A 24,062-nucleotide genomic window follows, 5' to 3' on the forward strand; every position below is an offset into this window, starting at 1 on the left:
CAAACCACACGTGGCAGCAACGCAGCGCTCGTCCACCTTGACCGGAGCGGGCTGTCAGTTGTGCCTTGTTTCGCCCCGAAGGGAAGGTTCTCATGACTCGCGCCATGTCTGCGGTAATTGCCACTGCCATCGGCGGCCCACAGGTTCTGGCCCTGGTTGAGCGGCCAAGGCCGGTGCCGGGACCGGGTGAGGTGCTGATCCGCACTGTCGCCGCCGGCGTAAATCGCCCCGACATCATGCAGCGTACCGGCGCCATCCCTGCCCCGCCGGATGCCCCCGACATCCTTGGACTCGAAGTTGCCGGTGCGATCACCGCGACAGGTGAAGGGGTGCCAGACGCGATGCAGGGGACCGCCGTAATGGCCCTGGTCAAGGGGGGCGGCTATGCCGAGTATGCCGTCGCCCGCGCAGATCACTGCCTTTCCATCCCCAAAGGGTTGGATATGCAAGAAGCCGCCGCGCTGCCCGAAGGCCTGTTTACCATCTGGCACAACCTGTTCGACAGAGGCGGTCTTTGTCCTGGTGAAACCGTGCTGATCCAGGGCGGTGCCAGCGGCATCGGCACACTGGCGTTGCAATTGGCTGTTGCCTGGGGTGCCAGGGTCATCGTCACTGCCGGAGGTACGGAAAAATGCGCCCGTCTGGCCGAGATGGGCGTAGACGCCATCGACTATCGCACTGCGGACCTGGCAGCCGAGGTCATGCGCCTCACCCACGGTGCGGGCGTTGATGTCGTGCTGGATATCCTGGGGGGGGATGCAATCAACTCGCACCTTGCCTGCATGGCCCCGGGCGGGCGCCACATTGGCCTGTCGTTCATGACGGGCATGATCGCACCCGTCGATCTGGGAATAATGATGCGCAAGGGCCTCTGGCTCAGCTCCTCGACGCTTCGTCCCAAGAGCGATGCAGAAAAAGCCGCCATCGCAGTGGATGTTGAAACCCATCTGCTGCCCCTGATCGGCCCCGGCAAAGTGCGGCCGGTCCTGTCGGCCTCACTGCCCCTTGCCGACGCCGCTGCCGCGCATACGCTGCTCGAAAGCGGCCGGAACTTTGGCAAGATCGTTCTGCAAACGGAAGGTGGCACCAAATGAAGCTCTCCCTCTACTGGGGCTCAGCCTCGCCCTTCGTGCGCAAGGTGATGGTTGTCGCGCATGAGCTTGGGCTGGAAAATGATATCGAAATTCTCGACAGCGCGGCCAATCCGGTTGAGCGCGACACCCGTATCCAGGCCTTCAACCCGCTGGCAAAGGTGCCCGCGGCGCGCGCAGATGATGGGACGTTGCTTTATGACAGCCGCGTGATCTGCGAATACCTGGACACGATGTCAAACGGCGGATTGTTTCCGCTGCCCCTGCCTGCGCGCTGGACTGCCCTGCGACGTCAGGCTCTGGCGGATGGCCTGCTGGATGCGGCGCTGCTGATCCGTTACGAAACCCTGTTGCGGCCAAAGGATCGGCAATGGTCGCTTTGGGTCGAGAAACAGCACGAAAAACTGAACGATGCGCTGACCGCCATGGCGGCGGACATCCCCGCACCGGACTGTCGCGATATCGGTGCAATATCCTATGCCTGTACCCTGGGATGGCTCGATTTCCGCTTTACCGAACTCGATTGGCGGCGGGGCCGCGCGGATCTGGCTGCATGGCACCGTGCATATGAAGCGCGCCCGGCCATGATCGCAACCCGTCCACGTGCCTGACAAAGGAAATCATCATGACCTTGCAGATTGCGTATTCCGCACCTTGCAGATTGCGTATTCCGCGGGTCGCGAAATATCCTGCTGCACAATCATCCCCGCCGTAGCGTGACAGGCCCGCTGCCGCAGCGACCCGTGAACACTGCCTGACTGCGCACGATGAAACAGCCTGATATCATCGACCGCAGCCAGACAAGACCAGCACCCGAAACGGGCGCATAGCCAAAATCAAATGAAAGACACATCAAATGGCGCATCTTCGTCACCGCAAGTTCAATACCAAGGACACCTACCCCGAACAGAACCTCGACAACGACCTGTCGCAGGCCGTCGTGGCAAAGGGGGGCACCACCATCTTTCTGCGCGGTCAGTGCCCGCAGGATCTGGACACCGCCGAGAATATAAAGAGCAACGATCCCGTGGAACAAACCCACAAGGTGATGAGCAACATCCGGCAACTGGTCGAGGAATGCGGCGGCGAAATGGCACATGTCACCAAGCTGGTGGTGTACCTGACCGACGTGCGCCATCGCGAAGCCGTGTATCGGACCCTGGGCGAATACATCAAGGGCGTCTATCCAGTGTGCACGGGTCTGGTTGTCGTCGCCCTTGCGCGCCCCGAATGGCTGGTCGAAATCGACGCAACGGCCGTGATCCCGGACTGATCCACCGGACCATTGCGGCAGACACGCAGGTGCGGCCGCACACGACTTGCAAACAAGAACAGGGCTGACGGCCCCGGGAGTTTACATGACCTTCTCCATCATTGGGCATTGCCCCGACACCGGCATGTTCGGGGTCGCCATTTCGTCTTCTTCGCCAGCGGTGGCGGCGCGTTGTTCCTTCGCCCGTGCCGGTGTCGGTGCCGTTGCAACACAGAACGTCACGGACCCCCGGCTTGGCCCGCACGCGCTTGATCTGATGGAGAGAGGCGCCAGCCCGTCAGAGGCGCTGTCAATTCTTGAACGCAGCGGGGGGCATATGGCCTATCGTCAGGTGCTGGCTGTCGGACGGTCGGGGCAGAGCGCGATCTACTCCGGCACGCAGGTACTTGGCATGTGGTCCGAGGCAGAGGGACGCGATACCGCGGCCGCCGGAAACCTTCTGGCCGATGCCGGAGTTCCCGAAGTGATGGTGCAGTCCTTTCTGACGTCAGAGGGCCATCTGGGTGACCGCCTTGTCCGCGCCCTGCGCGCAGGCCTGGATGCAGGAGGAGAGTCCGGGCCCGTGCATTCTGCGGGATTGCTGTTGGTCGACCAGCAAAGCTGGCCCCTTGCAGAACTGCGTATCGACTGGACCGAGGCGTGCCCGATCGCGGCACTGGAAACAGCATGGCAAGTCTATCGTCCGCAGATGGCCGCCTATGTCACCCGCGCGCTGGATCCACGAGAGGCCCCGTCCTATGGCGTTCCCGGCGACGAATAACTAGGCTTGCCCGGCGGCGGCACGCCAGCCCGCCGGGATCACCCAAGATCGAGGACCACCGATGCCCCTCAGGTTCACCCTTCGACAACTGGAGTATTTCATCGCCGTGGGCGAAGCCGGCAGCATCGCCCTGGCCGCCGAAAAGGTGAACGTCACCGCGCCATCCATGTCCTCCGCCATTGCTCAGCTCGAGGCCGGATTTGGGGTGCAACTGTTTACCCGGCGCCATGCTCAGGGGTCGGTGCTGACCCCTACCGGCGAACGCTTCATCGAACAGGCCCGTGCGGTGCTGGAGGATGCAGCGAAACTGAATGACATGGCCAACATCTATACGGGCAGCGTGCGCGGGTCACTGCGGGTGGGCTGCATGCGTACCTTCGTTCAACTGATGGTCCCTCAGCTGCGCCGCAGTTTCGAAGACAAGTATTCCAGCGTCGATTTCAGCCAGGTGGAGCTGGACCAGGCACAGATTTTCGATGCCCTGGGTTCGTCGCGCATCGACCTCGCGCTGACCTACGATCTGTCGCTGCCGAGTGACATAGATTTTCAGCCGTTACGCACATTGCCACCCTATGTCATGGTGGATGTGGCACATCCGCTGGCCGGGCGCCGCGAACTGACCGCCGCCGACCTTGTCGATCACGACATGGTCCTGCTCGACATGCCACACAGCTCAGACTATTTCCTGTCGCTGTTCCGGGCCCTTGGCCACCGCCCCCGGATCACCGAACGCACATCGGAAATCGCAATTCAGCGGAGCCTTGTGGCAAATGGCTTCGGCTTTGGGATCTCGAACATGCGCACGGTGTCGGAATCTTCCATGGATGGCAAAATGCTCAAATTCATTCCCCTGCAAACTGCGGTGCCACCCTTGCAGCTGGGCATTGCCATGTCGCGGGCGGCCCACGTCTCGCGCACCATCCAGGCCTTCATTGACCATTGCCACGAAGCCGCCGATGCCGACAAACTGCCCGGCCTGGTCACAGGAACCGAACGTTGACCTTGATCCCGGAAACCGCCGACATTCTGGCGCGATTGGTCGCCTTTCCCACCCTGTCGCGGCACTCCAACATCGCCCTGCTGGAATATATCGAAAGCCTGCTTCGCCCGGCCGGTGTGAGGCTGGAGCGATTTGCCAGCGACGACGGCACCCGCGCCAACCTATGGGCCAGCCTCGGTCCCGAAGGGGACGGCGGCGTGGTTCTGTCGGGCCATTGCGACGTGGTCCCCGTGACCGGTCAGAGCTGGACCCGTGATCCCTTCGAACTGCACCACGCAGAGGGCAACTTCTATGGACGCGGGACCGCCGATATGAAGGGGTTTCTCGCCGTTGCCATCCGCGCCATGCTGATCGCGGCGGCACGCCCCCTGCGCCTGCCCCTGCACCTGGCGATCTCCTATGACGAGGAGATCGGCTGCATGGGAGTGCGCGGGATGCTCGATACGCTCGCCACTCGTCCGCACCGGCCGGCGCTTTGCCTGATCGGGGAACCGACCGGCATGAACATCGCAACCGGACACAAGGGCAAGCGCGCCTTGCGGGCCTGTTGCCACGGACAGGAGGGCCACTCTGCGCTGGCGCCAGATGCGTTGAACGCACTGCATCTTGGCGCGGCCTTCATCTCCCGTCTGCAAACACGGCAGGACCTGCTGCGCGTCAGTGGCGCGCGCGACACGGCCTATGATATTCCCTATTCCACCCTCCATGTCGGCGTCATGCAGGGGGGGACCGCGCTCAACATCGTCCCAAATCTATGTGAGCTGGAATTCGAAATCCGCAATGTCGCCGCCGATGACCCGGACGCGATTATCGCCGATATCATCGAGGATGCCGAGGCAATCGCTACCCCGCACCGCAACCGCTTTCCCGAAGCAAGGATCGAAATCGAGGAGATTTCCGGCTATCCGGGGCTCGATACTCCTGCCGGCACGCCCGCCGTCGAACTGCTACACTCCCTGCTTGGACATGACGCCGCTATGATCAAGGTCGCCTTCGGGACCGAAGGCGGTCTGTTTCAGCACTCGCTCGGAATACCGACATTGGTCTGCGGGCCAGGCCATATGGCACAGGGGCACAAACCCGACGAATTCGTCAGCCAGGCGCAGCTGAGCGAGTGTGAAGGTCTGATGGCAGCACTGACGGATGCACTAGAGGATGGCGAGGCGCAGGCCTTGGCGGGCCGGAGCGGGCCAGATCGCCTCTGACTGACCAACGCGGGTCGCGACGCCTTGGGTTTGTCCAGCTGACGCTGCGGGGTGAAGGGCGAGAACTGCCAAAGGTTGTTTCCCGCATCTGCAGCATGAGCGACAAGGTCGCCTCTGCCGCCTGCAACGCGGCCATTGCCGGGTTTGCCGCCGATCCCAAGCCGGTGCGCAGGCCTTCTCACTCACGCCTGAAAATGATCTGAGAACGCATCACGTCCATGAGATGAGGGAAGCGCCGCCATCGGAATCCTGTAGAGATTGGAGACCCTGCACGTCAACTGCCAGGCACGGCGCAAAAAGCCGCCGATTCTGATGAAAAGATTGAGATAAGTCCCATGCGCCATCGCGTCGATCCGCGCGATGATCTTTCTATGCAGCCTTACTGCCACCCAACAAGGGAGCGACCGGCACCGCAGGCACCACCATTTCCATCGCATCTACCTGTAGCCCCAGTCACAAATGGCCCATTCTCGCGAAAACGCGGGCGACGATTGTCGGCAGTGTTCGTCGGCACTGCCTCGCTAAAGCTCAGCTGCGTTGTCGCGCCGTCACCCCCACCTCTCCAAATCAGGCGAATACTCAGAGGGCAAAAGCCACGTGTTAAGGGGACGATAAACGCTCTCATCCCCCTGCGTCAGTTGGCACGTCCGCCCAGTTGGCCTTAAATCTCTCCTGCCTTCGAGGCAAATCGTCGAGCGCCAGACAACGACCATCCTATTGATTTTAATATATTTTTTCGAATATAAACTAGCCGCAGAAAGTTGCAGAAAAATTTGCATCTTCCAACCGGCTTAAAATCTCGTGAGGCACCGCGTTTCCCGCACAACGCCCCTTATTTCATTGATGTTCTCAGGATCTGCTGTCGGTGCCCCGGTTATGTTGAACCGGCTGGTCATCGCGTGCTCAGGGGCCGGATGTTCCCTTGCTGCAAAGGGATCGCCGCTAAGGCGCCAACAGGAAGAAACCCTTTGCGCAATGCCTTATTTTACAGGCTTCTCGGGTGTCTTTCGGGATCACCGCAATACTGCCTGTCACACAACAGCGAAACGTCCCTCATCAATCGGAAAAAACACAATGACGGAGAACCAAGATGCGGATGTAATGGTGGGTGATAAGGGATTTGAACCCCTGACATCTTCGATGTGAACGAAGCGCTCTACCACTGAGCTAATCACCCGTGCGGCGGTGTTTAGCGTCACTGCGCCGGGTCTGCAAGCGTCTCTTTGACAGTTTCCGCATCGGATGCCTCGGCCTCTTTTGAGGGCACACCGTCGGATGCGCGTCGGGCCTGATCGCTCTGACGAATGCGCGTGTTCATCACCTTGCCGTTCGGCACCGATTTCTCGTTGGTGACCTTTACCTTGCCAAGTGGTTGCATGTTCAACTCCCGGCCCCCAGCGATGGCCTCGCCCAGCACGGCCAGCATGGCCTCGACCACCGGTTTGGCAAACTTTTTCTTCACCCCGGAGTGTATCACCACCAGCTCGATCAGCTCTTTCTTCTTTAGCTCAGGCGTTGCCGACTCTGTTGCTGTGACGGTTTCTTCAACAGGGGGCGCGGCGATATCGGCCTCACCGCGGGTCGCCTTTTGCGCCGAAGATGTCTTGGATATTGCCCTGCGCGGACTGGTCTTGGATACCATCATGTTCCCCTTGATCCCCGGCGTCACCTGCAACGCATAGGTTCAACGCTAGCAGCGCCGCACGGCTTAATCCAGCAACCTTACCGGGAGTGGTCCCGATTTCCGCACTCAGACATTGCAACGCCGAAGAGCGCATAGAAAAGGGCCACGCTCCCTTTCGGAAACATGGCCCCACATCGTTTTCTGTCCGGCGAGATCAGTGCGCCGTGGTCGACTGCCCCGGTTCGGGCATACGGGCCGCACGGGCTGCGGCGGCCGCTTCCTCCGCTTCCTCGTCCCATTCGATCGGCTCAGGCTGACGCACCAGCGCCTGCTTGAGGACGTCGCGCACATGGGTCACCGGGATGATGGTCAGGCCCTGCTTCACGTTGTCGGGGATATCCGCCAGGTCCTTTTCATTCTCTTCGGGAATAAAGACCGTCTTGATCCCGCCGCGCAGCGCGGCCAGCAGTTTTTCCTTCAACCCGCCGATCGGCATCGCATTGCCGCGCAGAGACACCTCGCCCGTCATGGCGATATCCTTGCGGATCGGGATCTGCGTCAACACAGACACGATCGAGGTCACCATTGCCAGACCGGCCGAGGGGCCATCCTTGGGCGTCGCGCCGTCGGGCACGTGCACGTGGATGTCCATCCGGTCAAACCGGGGCGGCTTCACCCCGATTTCAGGCGCGATCGAGCGCACGTAGCTGGATGCGGCGTCGATGGATTCCTTCATCACGTCGCCCAGCTTGCCGGTCGTCTTCATGCGGCCCTTGCCCGGCAGACGCAGTGCTTCGATCTGCAACAGATCGCCGCCGACGCTTGTCCAGGCCAGGCCCGTGACGACACCGATCTGATCTTCCTTTTCGGCCAGACCATAGCGGTATTTCTTCACGCCAAGATAGTCGTCGATATTGTCCTCGGTGACGACAACCTTGTCGACCTCGCCCTTGACGATCTGCGTCACCGCCTTGCGTGTCAGCTTGGCAATCTCGCGCTCAAGGCTACGCACCCCGGCTTCGCGGGTGTAGCGCTGGATCATCTCGCTCAGCGCACCGTCCGTCACCTCGAACTCGCCCTTGCGCAGACCGTGGTTCTTGATCTGCTTGTCGACAAGGTGCTGCCGCGCGATCTCGCGCTTTTCATCCTCGGTGTAGCCGGCCAGCGAAATGATCTCCATCCGGTCCATCAGCGGCCCTGGCATGTTATAGCTGTTGGCCGTCGTCAGGAACATCACGTTGGACAGGTCGTATTCCACCTCAAGGTAGTGATCGACGAAGGTGCCGTTCTGTTCGGGGTCCAGCACCTCAAGCATTGCACTTGCCGGATCACCGCGGAAATCCTGCCCCATCTTGTCGATTTCATCGAGCAGGATCAGCGGGTTGGTGGTCTTCGCCTTTTTCAGAGCCTGGATAATCTTGCCGGGCATGGAGCCGATGTAGGTCCGACGGTGGCCACGGATCTCGGATTCATCACGCACACCACCCAGCGAAATCCGGATGAACTCGCGCCCCGTCGCCTTGGCCACGGATTTCCCCAACGAGGTCTTGCCGACACCCGGCGGGCCGACGAGGCACATGATCGGCCCCTTCAGCTTTTTCGACCGCTGTTGCACGGCGAGGTATTCGACGATCCGTTCCTTGACCTTTTCCAGGCCATAGTGATCGGTATCCAGCACCTCCTGAGCACCGTTCAGGTTCTTCTTGGTGCGCGATTTCACACCCCACGGGATCGACAGCATCCAGTCCAGGTAATTGCGCACGACGGTCGCCTCGGCGCTCATCGGGCTCATCGACTTCAGCTTCTTGATCTCGGCATCGGCCTTTTCGCGGGCTTCCTTGCTCAGCTTGGTCTCGGCGATGCGCGTCTCCAGCTCGGCAATCTCGCCTTCGCCCTCTTCGCCATCGCCCAGCTCCTTCTGAATGGCCTTCATCTGCTCATTCAGGTAATATTCACGCTGCGTGCGCTCCATCTGGCTCTTGACGCGGGTCTTGATCTTTTTCTCGACCTGAAGCACGGACATCTCGCCCTGCATCAGCCCATAGACCTTCTCCAGACGCTCGCTGACCGGCAGCGTTTCAAGCAATTCCTGCTTTTGCGTCACGTCGATGCCAAGGTGACCGGCAACCAGATCCGCAAGGCGCGACGGCTCATCGCTCTGAGCCACGGCGGACAGGGCCTCTTCGGGGATGTTCTTCTTGACCTTGGCGTAGCGTTCGAACTCCTGCCCGACGGTGCGCAACAGGGCCTCGGTGATCGTCAGATCGCCGGGGGTTTCGTCAAGGTACACGGCCTTTGCTTCGAAAAACGCATCGTTTTCAAGGTATTCCTCGATGTGAACGCGTGCCGCCCCTTCGACCAGCACCTTGACGGTGCCATCGGGCAGTTTCAGCAGTTGCAGCACATTCGCCAGAACTCCGGCGCTGTGGATACCCTCGGGCTCGGGGTCGTCCTCGGCCGGGTCGATCTGGCTGGCCAGCAGGATCTGCTTGTTGTCGGCCATGACCTCTTCCAGCGCGCGGACGGATTTTTCACGCCCGACGAACAGGGGAACGATCATGTGCGGGAACACCACGATATCGCGCAGCGGCAACACCGGGTAGGATGGGTTCAGAGGCTCTTGCATGCTCTATCCTTAGTATTGGGCAGAAGGTCAGGCCCCGCTCAGCGGCAACGCAGCCTTCTCCGTTTCACAGTGTCCTAATTGGGATCACGACTCCCACAGTTCAACTGCATTTTTATCACTTTGCCCGCCGATCACCTGACGGGCAAGCACGATATGTAGCGGTTTCAGCGTAAATATCCCGCTATATTCTCCCTTTTTCGGGTCACCATGGCCCCGAAAGGCGGGGGTGACACGCCTCGCGCGCCCCCGTCGTGTCACGACATCGTGCAAATGCGCCCTGCCCCGACGTTATGGCAACAGTGCGACCTGTCCGGTGTCCACCATCTGCTGAAACATCTCCTCCACGCCCGGCTCCAGCGGGCGGTACCCCATGCCAAGCGCGTGTCGCGACTTGCCGTTGTCGACTTGCCAGCGATGTCCCATGCTGCGTGTGACCATGCGTCGGGTGATCGTGCTGCTAACCAGCGGCCCGATCAGCCAGACCACCCACTTGGGCATCTCACGCGCAGTCACAGGCAGCCGATTGCCATAAGATGCGCACAGGATTTGCGCCACGCGCAGCAATGTCAGGCTCTCGGCACTGATGATATGACGCCCCTCTGCTGCGGGTAAAAAAGCGGCGCGCACATGCGCCTCGGCCACGTCCCGCACATCGACCATGCCGATTTCCATCGGCGGAACGCCGGATTTAAAGGCCCCCGCCCCCATCTGTCGCAAGATGGAAAAGCTTTCCGAGGTCTGCCGATCCGCCGTCCCCGGCCCGATCACAAGGCTGGGGTTGATCACCACCAAACGCCAGCGCGCCTGCCGTCGGCTCGCCTCCCATGCGGCACGTTCGGCCGCGGTCTTGGAATAAGAATAGGGCTGATGTTCCAGCGAAGAGGTGCTGTTCCAGGTGTCCTCGTCTGCCACCGCACCCGCCATGTCGGCCGCATCTCCGATGATCGCCGCGCAGGAACTGGTCAGCACGACGCGGGTAACCGAATAGGTCGCCGTCGCGCTGGCCAATACGTTGCGGGTGCCCTTGACCGCCGGATCGACCAGGTCTCGCTGCGGATCCTCGACGACACTGACAAAGGGCGAGGCGGTATGAAACACCACCCCGCAGCCCGCCATCGCAGCGCCGTAGGAGCCTTCCTCCAGCAGGTCCGCACGAAAGATCACCAGATCACCCGGCGTCGCCGCTGCCATGGCGTGCAAATGCGCCAGCTTTTCACGATTGGACGGATCCCGTACCGCTGCATGTACCGTCACGCCGCGCTCCAGCAGGCGCTTCACGATCCAGCCCGCGACATAGCCAGTTGCCCCGGTCACCAGAACCGGTGCGGAGGTATCGATGGGCAGTTTATCAAAGGGTATGTGGGTCATCATGTGCCTCCCCGACAGGGTGCGCCTGCACCGCAAGGGGGCTGGCCCGGCGGTGTCTTTTACAGGTAATCGGGCGGCGCGCCGCGTCAACGGCGCCCCGGCACATCCGCCCTGATCCTTGTGCGTGTCCAGTCCGATGGCCCTTGCCGGCGCCCTTGTCCTTGCCGCTCCTCCCCGCAGGCTGCCCCGTGTCTCTCCCCGTGTCTCTCCCCGTGCCGCGCTGCATGTCAAAGCGTCTGGCTTTCGTCCCGCAAAGCCGCTAAATCGCGCGGCCATGAGCACACCATTTTCCTTTACCCTCGCCGCCACGGATGGCCGCGCCCGCACCGGCACTATCGACACGCCGCGCGGCCAGATCCGCACCCCGGCCTTCATGCCGGTGGGCACCGCCGCCACCGTCAAGGCGATGATGCCCGAAAGCGTCGCCGCGACCGGTGCCGATATCCTGCTGGGCAACACCTACCACCTGATGCTGCGCCCCACGGCGGAACGCATCGACCGCCTCGGCGGGCTGCACAGCTTCATGAACTGGGACAAACCGATCCTGACCGACTCGGGTGGGTTTCAGGTGATGTCGCTGGCCAGCCTGCGCAAGCTGACCGAAGAGGGCGTGACCTTTTCATCGCATGTCGACGGCTCCAAGCACATGATCAGCCCCGAGCGCAGCATGGAAATCCAGAAACTGCTCGGCTCCGACATCGTGATGTGCTTTGACGAATGCCCCGCCCTTCCGGCCGAGGACAGCGTCGTCGCTGCCTCGATGCGGATGTCCATGCGGTGGGCGCAGCGGTCGCGCGATGCCTTTGGCGACCGCCCCGGCCATGCCCTGTTCGGCATTCAGCAGGGCGGCGTCAACCAGGACCTGCGTGGTGAATCCGCCGAGGCGCTGACCAGGATCGGCTTCGATGGCTACGCCGTCGGCGGTTTGGCCGTGGGCGAAGGTCAGGAGGCGATGTTCGGTGTGCTCGACTACGCCCCCGACATGCTGCCCACCGACAAGCCGCGTTACCTGATGGGCGTCGGCAAACCCGACGATATCGTCGGCGCGGTCGCGCGCGGCATCGACATGATGGATTGCGTGCTGCCCTCACGCTCGGGGCGCACCGGTCAGGTCTTCACGCGCCACGGTGTCGTCAACATCAAGAACGCCCGCCACGCCGATGATCCCCGCCCGCTCGACGAAGACTGCACCTGCCCGGCCTGCCGCAATTATTCGCGGGCCTACCTGCACCACGTCTTCCGCTCGCAGGAAATGATTTCGGGGATGCTGTTGACCTGGCACAACCTGCATTACTATCAGGACCTTATGCAGGGGATGCGTGAGGCCATCGCCGCCGCGCGCTTTGACGATTTCGTCACCGTCTTCCACGCCCTGCGGGCCGAGGGCGACATCGAACGGCTCTGACGCCCCGATCGCCGGCCGACAGCACCGAAATGCATGCCGTCTTCACCTCGCATCTGGACCTTGCCTTCGGGTTTTCCTATATAATTGCTCAGGAAAAGGATAACACGCCATGACCGATAGCCCCGAACCCCTCGAAGGCACTCCGCTGATCGCGCCTTCGGCCACCGATCATCCGCTCTACGACAAGGTGACCGAGGCCTGCCGCACGGTGTACGACCCCGAGATTCCGGTGAATATCTATGACCTCGGCCTGATCTACACCGTCGATATTTCCGAAGAGAACGACGTCAAGATCCTGATGACGCTGACCGCCCCCGGCTGCCCTGTTGCAGGCGACATGCCCGGTTGGGTGGCCGAGGCCGTCGAACCCCTTGACGGCGTCAAGACCGTCGATGTCCAGCTGACCTGGGAACCGCCCTGGGGCATGGACATGATGAGCGACGAAGCGCGTCTGGAACTCGGGTTCATGTAAAGCAAAAAGGCTTGCATCTCTTGGATGCAAGCCTTTCTACCTTCTTCGGGTTCGCCTCGACCCTCGACCCTCGACCCTCGACCCTCGACCCTCGACCCTCGACAAGCGTTTAAACTTGCTTTTCTCCAATGAAAGCGTTTTTACTTTACAAGACAGCTTTTCCTAGGGGGGTCACATGCCTGACCAGACCGTCACCGTCCTCGCGGGCGACCTCGTCGCCTCGACCGACCTGACCACTGACGACCTCGACCTGGCCCTCGACGCCCTGCGCGCCGCCGCGACCCTGATCGAGACCTGGCACGCCACACCGGTCCACTTCACCCGCAACCGCGGCGACGGTTGGCAGATCTGCCTGCCCGGCACCGCGCCCGGCATCCGCGAAGCCCTCGCCCTGCGCGCCGGTCTGCGCCAGCAGGGCAAGGCCTACGAAACGCGCATCGCCATAGCGACAGGCCCGGCCGCCCTGCCCGAAAACGGCGACCTCAACCGCGCCAGCGGCCCCGCCTTCGTCGGCGCCGGGCACCTGCTCGATCGCCTCTCCGACAACGCGCTGGATCACGCCGGGGGCGGCGCCCTCTCTGCCACGCTGATCCTTGCCGGTCAGATCAGCCAGGGCTGGACCCCGGCACAGGCCCGCGCCATCCTGCCCATGCTGGCCCCCGCCCCCCCGATCCAGAGCGATGTGGCCGCGCGCAACGGCATCACACGCCAGGCCATCCAACAGGCGCTGAGCGGTGCCGCCTATCCCGCCCTCGCCGCCGCCCTCAGCCGTCTGGAACAGCCATGATCACCACGTTCACCGCCCTGCTCCTCGCCCATGTGATGGCTGATTTCGTGCTGCAAAGCAGCGCAATGGCCCGGGCCAAGGCCGACCGCGCGCCGGGCCCGCTGGCGCTGCATATCCTGATCGTCGCCGCCACCGCCACGCTGGCCATTGCCCCCACCAGCGCCGCCGCCGTCCTCCCCCTGCTGGCCCTTGCCGGCGCCCACCTGGTCATCGACCTGATCAAGAGCATCCTGCCACAAGACCGCCTTGCGCCCTTCCTGCTGGATCAGGCCGCCCATCTCGCGACGCTGGCCGCCACGGCCGCCCTCTGGCCCGACCTCTTCGCCTCCGGCCTCTGGGCCCCAGCCACACACTGGCTGCCCGCCCTCATGGCCCTCGCCGCCGGCCTGATCCTCGCGACCCGCGCAGGCGGCTTTGCCGTCGGCCTGCTGATGGGCCGCTGGGGCGATACGGCGCTGCCCAAGGGGCTGACCGATGGCGGGTTCCTCATCGGCCTGCTGGAACGCGGGCTGATCTTCCTCTTCGTGCTCACCGACCAGCCGCAGGCCATCGGTTTTCTGATCGCGGCCAAATCGGTCCTGCGCTTCGATACCGCCAAGACCGACCATCGCACCGGCGAATATGTCATCATCGGCACCCTCGCCTCCTTCGCCTGGGCGCTTCTCGCCGCCTATGCGACGCTGGCCCTGTTCTCCGCACTGCCACATCTTGGCATTTCGCTTCCGAAGTCTTAAGTTCAGGCGCAAAGGAGACCCCGCATGTTCAGCATTCCTGGCAAGCAAGCCGTGACCATCACAGATCGCGCCGCGGCGCAGATCATCAAGCTGATGACCCGCGAAGGCCATCAGGGCCTGCGCATCGGCGTCAAGAAGGGTGGCTGCGCGGGCATGGAATATACCATGGACTACGTCGACGCGGTCGATCCCATGGACGAGGTCGTCGAACAGCAAGGCGCCCGCGTCATGATCGCCCCGATGGCGCAGATGTTCCTGTTCGGAACCGAGATCGACTACGAAACGACGCTGCTCGAATCCGGCTTCCGCTTCAACAACCCCAACGTGACCGAAGCCTGCGGCTGCGGCGAATCCATCAAGTTCGCAGATATGTAAGGCGGAACGGAGGTCGCGGCAGATGGCAGTCGATCCGGACTTCATCGACCATGTCCGCGACCTCTTTTCGGGCCTCGGACCGCTGCGCACGGGGCGCATGTTCTCCGGCATCGCGGTCTACGCAGAAGAGGACGCGATGTTTGCCATGATCACGGCGTCACAGACAATCTACATGAAGACCGACGCCGCCTGCCAGGCCGCCTATCTCGCCGCCGGCGCCACCCCTTTCACCTACACCCGCAAAACCGGCGCCCGGCAGGTCACCTCGCTGATGACCCTGCCCGACGCCGCCCTCGACGACCCGGACGAAGCGCTGATCTGGGCACGCCTTTCGCTGCCCGCGGCCCGCGCCGCCGCCGCGGAAAAGCGCCGCACAAAGGCGCGCCGACGAAAATAGCCTGCCCGCGCCTGTCATCCTCCGGTCCACGGCCCGCCGCCGTTTGGGCCGCCCCGGCACCGTCGCGCGAAAACACAAGCGAAAAGAGCACCATGTGTGCGCTACCAATCGCTTGACCCAATCGCGGGGGCAGTAAAAATGCCCCCACAGGAACGTCATCGAAAGGGAGCGGAATGCGCAGGAAAATGGCAGCGGGCAACTGGAAGATGAATGGCCTCAGATCCTCTCTGGCCGAACTGGACAAACTCGCCCGGGCCCACCCCACGGCGAAATGCGACCTGCTGGTCTGCCCCCCGGCCACTCTGCTCTGCGCCGCCGCCACCACCTGCGGCAACAGCGCCATCCGCGTCGGCGGCCAGACCTGCCACGACGCCGTTTCCGGGGCTCACACCGGCGACATCTCCGCGCAGATGCTGCGCGACGCCGGCGCCACAGCAGTGATCCTCGGCCACTCCGAACGCCGCCAGGACCATGATGAACGCTCAGAGGATGTCCGCCTCCTCGCCCAGGCCGCCCAGGCGGCCAACCTGCAAACCGTGATCTGCGTCGGTGAAAGCCTGTTCCAGCGTCAGGCGACCAATACCCTCGACATCATCGGCGCGCAGCTTTCGCTCTCGATCCCCGACAGTTCGACCGGCGAAAACCTCGTCGTCGCCTACGAACCCGTCTGGGCCATCGGCTCCGGCATGACCCCCACCCCCGACCAGATCGGAGAGGTGCACGACTTCATGCGCGCCCGGCTCGAACAGCGCTTCGGCTACGGCGTCGGCAAATCCGTCCGCCTGCTCTACGGCGGCTCGGTCAAACCCGCCAATGCGGCCGAGATCTTCGCGATTTCCAACGTCGACGGCGCACTCGTCGGCGGTGCAAGCCTCAAGGCCGAAGACTTCTCCCCCATCATCGCGGCCCTTGAACGCGCCTGACCGCCCGCGCCACTCCTCCTCATCAGCGCGCGCCCCGCACAACAGCGCGCCCCCGACCCTCAGCGCGCCCCGGGTCGCGCCCGCATGTCCCTGCCCCGTTTCCCTGTTCCAAATATCCCCGCCGGAGGCATCGCCCAACGGGCGATCGCCGCACCCGAAAACGGCGCCTCTCCAGTCAGAGAGGCGCCGCAACACTCGTTAACAAAAAAACCGTTCCTCTCGATCAACCCCTCACCTGGTCACGATCTCCGGCCCCATCACCGCATTCGGCAGGACGGTCGAAATCCACGGCACATAGGTCACCAGGATCAGGAAGATGAACAGCACGCCGAGAAAGGGCAGCGCCGCGCGGACCACCCGCATCATCGGCATCCCCGCCACGCCCGAGGTGACGAACAGGTTCAGACCCACCGGCGGCGTGATCATCCCGATCTCCATGTTCACCACCATGATGATGCCAAGGTGGATCGGATCGATGCCCAGTTCGATGGCGATGGGAAACACCAGCGGCGCCACGATCACCAGCAGCCCCGAAGGCTCCATGAACTGACCGCCGATCAGCAGGATCACGTTGACCACGACCAGGAACATCACGGGGCCAAAGCCCGCCGACAGCATCGCATTGGCGACATGCTGCGGCACCTGCTCATCGGTCAGCACATGCTTGAGGATCAGCGCATTGGCGATGACGAACATCAGCGTGATGGTCAGCTTGCCCGCCTCGAACAGCGTCTTCTGCGTGTCGCGATGAAACCAGGCCGTGACCAGCGCCTGCGGCTTTCTCAGCAGGCTCTGGTTGCGCCCCGCCTCAGGCCCCGTGCCGGTCGCCTTCAGCGGCCCCATGTCACGATAGATGAACACCGCCGCGATGAAGGCATAGACAGAGGCAACGGCCGCCGCTTCCGTCGGCGTAAAGATCGCGCCCGTCACACCGGGAATGCCGTAGATCCCCACCATGATGATGACAATCAGCATCAGGCCCCAGAAGGCGTCGCGGAACGATGCCCAGACCTCGCCCCAGCCCAGCCATTCGCCCTTCGGCATCCCCTTGACGCGCGCCATGATGTAGATCGCGGTCATCAGCATGACACCGGCCAGGATCCCCGGAATGACCCCCGCCAGAAACATCCGCCCGACCGAGACATCGACCGCCGTGGCATAGACCACCATCACGATGGATGGCGGGATCAGAATGCCCAGCGTCCCGGCGTTGCAGATGACACCGGCGGCGAAGTCCTTGGTATAGCCCGCCTGCGTCATCGCCCCGATCACGATGGACCCGATGGCAACCACGGTGGCGGGCGACGACCCTGACAGGGCGGCAAAGATCATGCAGGCGAACACCCCGGCAATCGCCAGCCCGCCGCGCATATGGCCGACACAGGCGATGGAAAACCGGATGATCCGCTTGGCCACGCCCCCCGTCGACATGAACGACGACGCCAGGATGAAGAACGGGATCGCCAGCAGCGTGTAATGCCCGACAAAGGCCTGCATCAGCGTCTGCGCCACGGCCGCCAGCGAGGTGTCGCTGTACCACAGCAGGAACATCACCGACGACATCCCCAGCGACACGGCAATCGGCACCCCGATCAGCATGAAGCCGATGACCAGCCCGAACAGAATTGCAACGGCCATGACTTATGCCTCCTCTTTGCGGCGCACGTCCGCGATCTCGTCTTCGACTTCGTGACTGGCGACGATCCGGTCCTGACGTCCGCACCAGACAGCCCAGGCCGCCTGACAGAACCGCAGCAGGATCAGCGTCATCGACAACGGCAGCACGGCATAGGGGATAAAACGCGGCAGCTTCTCGTATTCGTCACCGTCGTTGAACACGTCGCGCACGAAACCCAGCCACTCGGGGAACGGGATGTCGTTGACCTCGTACCATCCCTTGGGGCGGAACGTTTCCTCGAACCCGGTGGGAAACCAGCGGCCCGTCGTCTGCGGCAGGTTGGCAAAGTTGGCCCAGTAATCCCAGGCGCCCTTCAGCAGCAGAAAGGTGAACGCAATGCACACCACGACCGAGATCAGCGCCAGCACCCGGCGCGCCGGGGCGGGCAGGATCTCGATCACCGCATCGACCCCCAGATGGGCGTTCTTCTTGACCGCGTAGGATGCGCCCAACAGAACCATCCACCCGAACAGGAACACCGTCCCCTCCAGCGCCCAGAGGATATTGGAATTGAAAACGTACCGGGCGATGACGTTGGCAAACGTGACCAGCGTCATGACGCCCAGAATGACCGCGATGAGGGTCTCCTCGATCCGGTCGGTGAACGACCCTTCGGGCGCAGCTTGCATACCCGTCCCCTTTCCCTGGCGTTATAGGATTGTTTCGTATCGTCCTGCGACTGTGCCCCCGTGACGGGCGATCCCGTCACCGCACCCCGGTCAACCTGCACACCGGTCAACCTGCACCTGGTCACCACAGCCTCGGTCACCACAGCCTCGGTCACTTTGGACACGTCGGCGTCCGCTGCTCCCGGCACTGCCTGCTACCTGCCTGTTCCCGGTCCTGGCTGTTCCCTGCCTGCGACCCACTCTGGCCTGCTTCCCGCTCGGGCCGTATGGCGCTGCGGGTCCGCAGGCCGGGTGCGGAAAAGGGCGCGAAGATCCTCCGCGCCCTTCCCCGGTTGCGGCGCGGCCTTACAGACCGGCGTTGATCGCCTGTGCCGCGTCGATGTTCTCCTGGCCGACGTCGGCGGTGAACTCTTCCCAGACAGGTTTCATCACCGTCACCCAGGCTTCACGCTGCTCGGGCGTCAGCTCGCGGATCACGCCACCGGCATCCAGAACACCCTGACGCGCTTCCATGTCGACCTCGTTGATGGCCGCGTTCCGCTCGACCGAAACCTCGTCGAGGATCGTCAGGAACTGGTCGCGCACCTCGGGCTCAAGGCTGTCCAGCCAGTCGACCGACGCCACGACAAGGTAGTCCAGAACACCGTGGTTGGTTTCGGTGATGCCGTCCTGGACCTCATAGTATTTCTGGCCCAGCACGTTCGACCAGGTGTTTTCCTGCCCGTCGACCACGCCCTGTTGCAGCGCGCCGTAGACCTCGGAAAACGCCATTTTCTGCGGGCTTGCATCCAGTGCTTCCATCTGCGCGACCAGCACGTCGCTGGGCTGGACGCGGAATTTCAGGCCCTTGGCATCCTCGGGCATGATCAGCGGCTTGTTGGCCGAGAACTGCTTGAGGCCGTTGTGCCAGAACGCCAACCCCGCCAGTCCGCGTTTTTCCATCGACGACATCATCTTCTGACCCGCGTCCGAGGATTGGAACGCATCGACCGCTTCCATGTTCTTGAACATGAAGGGAAGGTCATAGATGCGGAACTGCTTGGTGAAGGTCTCGAATTTCGACAGCGACGGCGCGGCCAGCTGGACATCGCCCTGCAACATCGCCTCAAGCACCTTGTCGTCATCGTACAGGGTCGAGTTCGGGAACACCTCCATGCAGGCAACGCCGTCCATCTCGTCGTTGACGCGCTGTTCCAGCAGCGATGCGGCAATCCCCTTGGGGTGCTTGTCGGTATTGGTGACATGGCTGAACTTGATCACGATCTCGCCGTCGTCACAGGCGGCAAACGCCGCTTGCGAGGTGACGGCCAGGGCCAGCGCGGTGGCGGCTGTGGTCAGGAATTTCATCTCGTTCTCCTCCCGGATTGACTATCGAAGGCAGGGGGCCCCCCTGTCTGGCGATAAAAATCCGCATTGGCGCCGCTGCGCTCAAGCGAAACTGAACACCCCGAAAAATTTTGTGGATACTTCATTGATTTCATAAACTTAGCCGAAAGACATGCAGAAAACGCATAGCCGTCATGCGAAAAACGTGCGAAATTCCGCACACCCTTTGCAGGAAATGTGCGGAAATCCGCACAACATGCCCGGAATCGCCTGTTGCCAGCCCGCCGCGCACAGGATCCGACATTGACCGTCGCGCCTGTACACCCTGTTCGCCTGCAAAGTTTCCCCTATGATCCCCTCAAGAAGGACCAAGGGGGGTCAACATGGCGCATTTCCGAAAAACCGCATCCGTACTGCTGCTTGTCGCGCTGGCCGGCTGCGCACCGCAAACACCCTACGAACGGTACACATCGGGCGAGGTGATGCGCAATTACCCCTACCGCGCCGGGGCCAGCGGGGCGCAGACGCAACGCGCCATCACCGATTGCCAGGTCAGCGCCGCACAGCGCGTGCCCCAGCAACTGCTGGTGCAAACCACGCCCACCTACGTCACCCCCACCCAGACCCAGTGCAACCGCTACGGCACGCAGACCATCTGCAACACCACCGGCGGGCAGATCATGGGCGGTCAGACCTATACCAGTGATGCCAATGCGGGGTTGCGCGCCCGTGTCTATGCCCAATGCATGGCCGACAAGGGCTTTCGCGCGGTCGACCTGCCGGCCTGCCCCGTCGGCACCCCGCTGACCGCGACCTTCACCGCCCCGACGCTGGCACCGCTGGCCCGCAGCAGCTGCTATATCGTCACACCGGACGGCAGAACCATGATCGGCAATCGCGGCGCATGACGTCCGCGCCACTGGTGCCGGGCCGGTTTCCCCTGCCCGCACTTGTCCTGCCCGCACCTCTCCCGTCCCGGTCGCTCCTGTCGTCGCCGCCCCGGCGGCTGCCAAGGCCCGTCCCACCTCGACCCTAGCGAAAATCGTCAGGCTTCAGCGCGTATTTCGCCAGCTTGTCGTACAACGTCTTGCGCGGCAGCTTCAGCGCATCGGCCACGACGGCGGCGCGTCCCTCGTGACGGCGCAGCGCAGCGGCCAGCAGGCTCTTTTCGATCCGCGCCATCTGTTCGACCAGCCCCAGATCGCTGGCCCCCTCCTCGCCCGCCTCATCGGCGCCGAGGACAAACCGCATGGCTTCGCTCATCAGCGCCCGCGCATTGCCGGGCCAGTCACGCGCCATCAAGCCGGCAATCACCTCCGGGGTGATTTCGGGTGCGGCAAGGCCAGCCTGCTCCGCTGCCTGGGCCACGTATTGGCGAAACATCACCGGAATATCCTCGGGGCGCTCCTTCAGCGCCGGGGTGTGCACGCGCATCACCCCCAACCGATAGAACAGGTCGGCACTGAACTGACCGGCCGCAACGGCCTGTTCCAGCTCGGCGGTCGCCCCGGCGATCAGCCGTGTGCCGCTGCTGCTCTCCAGCCGCTCGGACAGGGCGAACTGTCCCTCGACGCTCAGCTGGCCGATCTCGTTCAGGTACAGCGATCCCCCCGCCGCCTCCTGGAACGCGACATCCAGCGCCGCGGTATCCATGCCCGCCGCCGCGCGTTTGACAAAGGGGCGCTGCGCGGTGCGCGACGACAGGTGGATCACCTCGGCCACCTTCGATATGCCCGCACCCGGCGCGCCCGTCACCAGCACATCTGCGCCCGTCGCCGCAACCTGCCGGATCCGTCGCCGCAGCGCCTGCGATTGCTCAGAGCGGCCAAAGATCATTCGCGCCGCAGGGTCGCCGGTTTCCAGCTGCGCCTTCAGGCGTCGGTTTTCCAGCACCAGCGCGCGGGTGCGCAGCGCCCGCTCCACCACCGGCAGCAGTTCGGACGACGCGCAGGGTTTTTCCAGGAACCCGAAGGCCCCGCGATCCATCGCCGCCACCGCCATCGGGATATCCCCCTCGCCGGTCAGAAGGATCACCGGCAATTCCCCGTCGATCTTGAGAGCATGGTCCAGCAGAAAGAACCCGTCGCGCCCCGGCATACGGATGTCCGACAGGACGATCCCGTCGAAATCGGCGGCGATATGATCCTTGGCCTCGATGAACGAGGCCGCGATGCGTGGCTCCAGATCCGCCAGCTCCAGCGTCTGGGCCAGCGCCTCGCGCACCGCCGCATCGTCATCCACCAGCAAGACCGTTCGCGTCATGCGCCTGTTACCCTTTCCTCGCCGCGCCGCGCCCGGCGCGGCCCCTTTCCTCGCCGCGCCCGGCACAGCTACTTTGCGCGCCCCCCGGCGCGGCCCCTTTGCGCGCCCCCCCGGCGCGGCCCCTTTGCGCGCTGCGCACCTGTCACGTGAAAGATACCCCCACGATCCTCGAATGGCGAGAGGGGGGAGGCCCCCCCGAGTGATACCGCCCGAGCCAAAGCGCCCTCGCGCTGCATGGCCCGAGCCAAAGCGCCTCGCCCTCCTCAGCCCGACGGGACGCCGCAGGATACGCTCACGCCTCTGCCGGCTCTGCCGCCGCCAGCTGAACGGTGAATTCCGCGCCGCCCTCCGGGTGGCTCTGGCCACGGATAGCGCCACCAAAGCTCTGGACCAACCCGTAGGAAATCGACAGGCCCAGCCCCATCCCCTCCGACGCGCCGACCTCCTTGGTGGAATAGAACGGGTCGAATATCTTTTCCGGCGCGGCAATACCCGGCCCGGTGTCGCGCACGCGGATTTCGGGGCGTGTGAGGGTGGCCGCTGCGGCCTCCTGCCCCGCCACGCCGGGTGCAGATGGGCCCTGGCCCGCGTCAGTCAGGGTGATCGTCAGCTCCTTGACCGGCGCGGCCGCCATCGCATCGACGGCGTTGGTGATCAAGTTCACCAGCACCTGCCCCAGCCGCACCTCGCCGCCCATGGCCCAGACCGGCGCATCGGGGGCATGCCAGTGCAGGCGTACACCATCCTTGGCAATGCGCGCCTCGGTCATCTCGACCGCGGTTTCGATCACTGCCACCAGGTCGATGCGGCGCACAGGCTCGCTCTCCTGCCGGGCAAAGGCGCGCAGGTTGCGGATGATCCGCCCCATGCGCCCGGCCAGGTCGGCGATGCGGTGCAGGTTTGCCGCCGCCCGGTCGGCCTTGTCCCGCGCCAGAAAGACCGCGCCGTTTTCCGCGAATTGCCGGATCGCCATCAGCGGCTGGTTCAGCTCATGGCTCAGCCCCGCCGACATCTGCCCCAATGCGCTCAGCTTGCTGGCCTGGACCAACTCGTCCTGCGCGCGCTTCAGGGCGGCCTCGGCCTCCTGCCGCTCTGTCACCTCGCGGCGCAACCGCGCGTTGGCGCCCGACAACTCGGCGGTGCGCGCCGCGACACGGCTCTCCAGCCGGGCATTGGCCTCCGACAGGCTGCGCCGCCGCTCCAGCGCCGCGATCAGTGCGGTGCCCAGCACCATCAGCACCAGCGCCACGACGGTCGCCTGCAATCCTGCCAGCCGACGGACCGGCGCGGCATCAACCAGCGCCTCTGCCCGCATTCCGACCTGGGGCAGATCCCGCTCCAGATGCAGGGCGCGGCGCGGCAGATAGGGCGACCAGTCGATCCGCCACAGCTCCAGCCCCGCCACCCGCCGCGCACTGACCGTGCTGCCGCTCGCCCCCGGTGGCGCCAGCCCGGCGCCCTCCGGCAGGCGCCGCCATCCCAGCAGTTCCGACCGATTCGAGATAAAGACCACCTCAGCGGCATCGGTGAACAGAACCGCAGGTCGATCGCCCCGCCACTCCTGCTCCAGCAGGTCGATGTTCACCGTCACCAGCAGGATGCCGATCACCCCACCGCCGTCCGAAAATGTCGGCGCAGCAAAGACATAGACGCGAACGCCCTGCCCCGGATCCACCCCGTGCCCGGCGCCCAGCGCCCCGTCCCGCGCCCGCTCCAGCGCCTCTGCGATATAGGCGGTGCCGGGCACTGCGGCCGGCTTGGCCTCGGACAGAACCCGCCCCGCGGCGTCCAGGTAGGCCATGTTCAGCACCCCGGTCCGGTCGGCACTGGCCAGCAGCAGCGCCTGCGCCCCCATCACATCGCCGGTGCCCGCGCTCAGCCCGCGCAGCACCGGATGGTCCGACATCAACACCGCCAGATCCTGATAGCGCTGCAATTGCCCGGTCAGCCGGTCGGCGGCCAGCGACAGATCCGCCTCGCCCCGCTGCGCCAGCGCGCCCAGCGACTGCCGATAGGCCGACTGGAACACCAGCGCCGACACCAGCCCGACCGACCCCAACAACAGCACGACAACAAGCACCCGGCGATACATCCACGCTCCCTCATCCGCGTTCCCGCCCCTTCATA

At 63.7% G+C, this 24,062-nt stretch carries 22 protein-coding genes and 1 tRNA gene; 14 read left to right on the forward strand and 9 right to left on the reverse strand.

The genetic code is table 11. The features are described from left to right. The first annotated feature begins 92 nt into the window (after positions 1–92). From DL237_RS13440 to argE, 6 genes are all read left to right on the forward strand, one after another. Positions 93–1,094, forward strand: coding sequence for an NAD(P)H-quinone oxidoreductase (locus tag DL237_RS13440; RefSeq protein ID WP_119399588.1), 1,002 nt, complete (start codon positions 93–95; stop codon positions 1,092–1,094). Next, positions 1,091–1,702 carry a glutathione S-transferase gene (locus DL237_RS13445; RefSeq protein ID WP_119399589.1) on the forward strand — a complete coding sequence of 204 codons (612 nt, stop codon included), beginning with the start codon at positions 1,091–1,093 and terminating at the stop codon, positions 1,700–1,702. Before DL237_RS13440 ends, DL237_RS13445 begins: the two co-directional genes overlap by 4 nt. A 245-nt stretch (positions 1,703–1,947) precedes the next feature. Then, the gene (locus DL237_RS13450; RefSeq protein WP_119399590.1) at positions 1,948–2,364 is read left to right on the forward strand and encodes a RidA family protein; all 417 of its coding nucleotides are present in this window, start codon (positions 1,948–1,950) and stop codon (positions 2,362–2,364) included. A gap of 85 nt (positions 2,365–2,449) precedes the next feature. Next, positions 2,450–3,124 carry a DUF1028 domain-containing protein gene (locus DL237_RS13455; protein WP_119399591.1) on the forward strand — a complete coding sequence of 225 codons (675 nt, stop codon included), beginning with the start codon at positions 2,450–2,452 and terminating at the stop codon, positions 3,122–3,124. 61 nt (positions 3,125–3,185) lie between these two features. Next, entirely contained in the window at positions 3,186–4,124 is a 939-nt protein-coding gene (locus DL237_RS13460; protein WP_119399592.1) for a LysR family transcriptional regulator, read from the forward strand. Next, positions 4,121–5,329, forward strand: coding sequence for an acetylornithine deacetylase (gene argE, locus DL237_RS13465; protein ID WP_233544998.1), 1,209 nt, complete (start codon positions 4,121–4,123; stop codon positions 5,327–5,329). Before DL237_RS13460 ends, argE begins: the two co-directional genes overlap by 4 nt. Positions 5,330–6,431: 1,102 nt before the next feature. Here the strand turns inward: argE and DL237_RS13470 are convergent. The 4 genes from DL237_RS13470 to DL237_RS13485 form a co-directional block, all read right to left on the reverse strand. Further along, positions 6,432–6,506, reverse strand: a tRNA-Val gene (locus tag DL237_RS13470). A gap of 18 nt (positions 6,507–6,524) precedes the next feature. Further along, positions 6,525–6,971, reverse strand: coding sequence for an HU family DNA-binding protein (locus DL237_RS13475; RefSeq protein ID WP_119399593.1), 447 nt, complete (start codon positions 6,969–6,971; stop codon positions 6,525–6,527). Between the two features lie 196 nt (positions 6,972–7,167). Continuing rightward, complete coding sequence (gene lon, locus DL237_RS13480; protein WP_119399594.1) at positions 7,168–9,579, reverse strand: endopeptidase La; 2,412 nt, start codon at positions 9,577–9,579, stop codon at positions 7,168–7,170. Positions 9,580–9,867: 288 nt separating this feature from the next. Then, positions 9,868–10,947, reverse strand: a complete 1,080-nt coding sequence (locus DL237_RS13485) for an NAD-dependent epimerase/dehydratase family protein (RefSeq protein ID WP_199672089.1) — start codon at positions 10,945–10,947, stop codon at positions 9,868–9,870. A gap of 274 nt (positions 10,948–11,221) precedes the next feature. Here DL237_RS13485 and tgt point away from each other — a divergent pair, with 274 nt between their 5' ends. The 7 genes from tgt to tpiA all read left to right on the forward strand — a co-directional run bounded on the left by tgt (position 11,222) and on the right by tpiA (position 16,040). Beyond that, entirely contained in the window at positions 11,222–12,352 is a 1,131-nt protein-coding gene (gene tgt / locus DL237_RS13490; protein ID WP_119399596.1) for a tRNA guanosine(34) transglycosylase Tgt, read from the forward strand. A 109-nt stretch (positions 12,353–12,461) separates the two neighbouring features. Next, a complete protein-coding gene (locus DL237_RS13495) occupies positions 12,462–12,824 on the forward strand; it encodes an SUF system Fe-S cluster assembly protein (RefSeq protein WP_119399597.1) in 363 nt (120 codons plus the stop codon). A gap of 175 nt (positions 12,825–12,999) precedes the next feature. Next, complete coding sequence (locus DL237_RS13500) at positions 13,000–13,611, forward strand: MarR family transcriptional regulator (RefSeq protein ID WP_119399598.1); 612 nt, start codon at positions 13,000–13,002, stop codon at positions 13,609–13,611. Beyond that, a complete protein-coding gene (locus tag DL237_RS13505; protein ID WP_119399599.1) occupies positions 13,608–14,345 on the forward strand; it encodes a DUF3307 domain-containing protein in 738 nt (245 codons plus the stop codon). Before DL237_RS13500 ends, DL237_RS13505 begins: the two co-directional genes overlap by 4 nt. Before the next feature lie 24 nt (positions 14,346–14,369). Then, positions 14,370–14,720, forward strand: coding sequence for a HesB/IscA family protein (locus DL237_RS13510; RefSeq protein WP_119399600.1), 351 nt, complete (start codon positions 14,370–14,372; stop codon positions 14,718–14,720). A 22-nt stretch (positions 14,721–14,742) separates the two neighbouring features. Then, positions 14,743–15,117, forward strand: coding sequence for a TfoX/Sxy family protein (locus DL237_RS13515; protein WP_119399601.1), 375 nt, complete (start codon positions 14,743–14,745; stop codon positions 15,115–15,117). A 173-nt stretch (positions 15,118–15,290) separates the two neighbouring features. After that, positions 15,291–16,040 (forward strand): triose-phosphate isomerase, encoded by a 750-nt coding sequence (gene tpiA / locus DL237_RS13520; protein WP_119399602.1) that lies wholly within the window; start codon positions 15,291–15,293, stop codon positions 16,038–16,040. A 231-nt stretch (positions 16,041–16,271) separates the two neighbouring features. Here the strand turns inward: tpiA and DL237_RS13525 are convergent, their stop codons facing one another. From DL237_RS13525 to DL237_RS13535, 3 genes are all read right to left on the reverse strand, one after another. Further along, complete coding sequence (locus DL237_RS13525) at positions 16,272–17,678, reverse strand: TRAP transporter large permease (RefSeq protein ID WP_119399603.1); 1,407 nt, start codon at positions 17,676–17,678, stop codon at positions 16,272–16,274. A 3-nt stretch (positions 17,679–17,681) separates the two neighbouring features. After that, positions 17,682–18,347 (reverse strand): TRAP transporter small permease, encoded by a 666-nt coding sequence (locus tag DL237_RS13530; protein ID WP_119399604.1) that lies wholly within the window; start codon positions 18,345–18,347, stop codon positions 17,682–17,684. Between the two features lie 345 nt (positions 18,348–18,692). Continuing rightward, positions 18,693–19,694 (reverse strand): DctP family TRAP transporter solute-binding subunit, encoded by a 1,002-nt coding sequence (locus DL237_RS13535; protein ID WP_119399605.1) that lies wholly within the window; start codon positions 19,692–19,694, stop codon positions 18,693–18,695. A 362-nt stretch (positions 19,695–20,056) separates the two neighbouring features. Here DL237_RS13535 and DL237_RS13540 point away from each other — a divergent pair, with 362 nt between their 5' ends. After that, entirely contained in the window at positions 20,057–20,581 is a 525-nt protein-coding gene (locus DL237_RS13540) for a hypothetical protein (protein ID WP_119399606.1), read from the forward strand. Positions 20,582–20,705: 124 nt separating this feature from the next. Here DL237_RS13540 and DL237_RS13545 read toward each other — a convergent pair whose 3' ends face one another. Both DL237_RS13545 and DL237_RS13550 read right to left on the reverse strand, forming a co-directional pair. Beyond that, a complete protein-coding gene (locus tag DL237_RS13545; protein WP_119399607.1) occupies positions 20,706–21,935 on the reverse strand; it encodes a sigma-54-dependent transcriptional regulator in 1,230 nt (409 codons plus the stop codon). Between the two features lie 292 nt (positions 21,936–22,227). Then, positions 22,228–24,027, reverse strand: coding sequence for a sensor histidine kinase (locus DL237_RS13550; protein WP_119399608.1), 1,800 nt, complete (start codon positions 24,025–24,027; stop codon positions 22,228–22,230). Positions 24,028–24,062: the final 35 nt, after the last annotated feature.

The sequence above is a fragment of the Pseudooceanicola sediminis genome, assembly GCF_003575965.1.
In the GTDB taxonomy this organism is placed as follows: Bacteria; Pseudomonadota; Alphaproteobacteria; order Rhodobacterales; family Rhodobacteraceae; genus Pseudooceanicola; species Pseudooceanicola sediminis.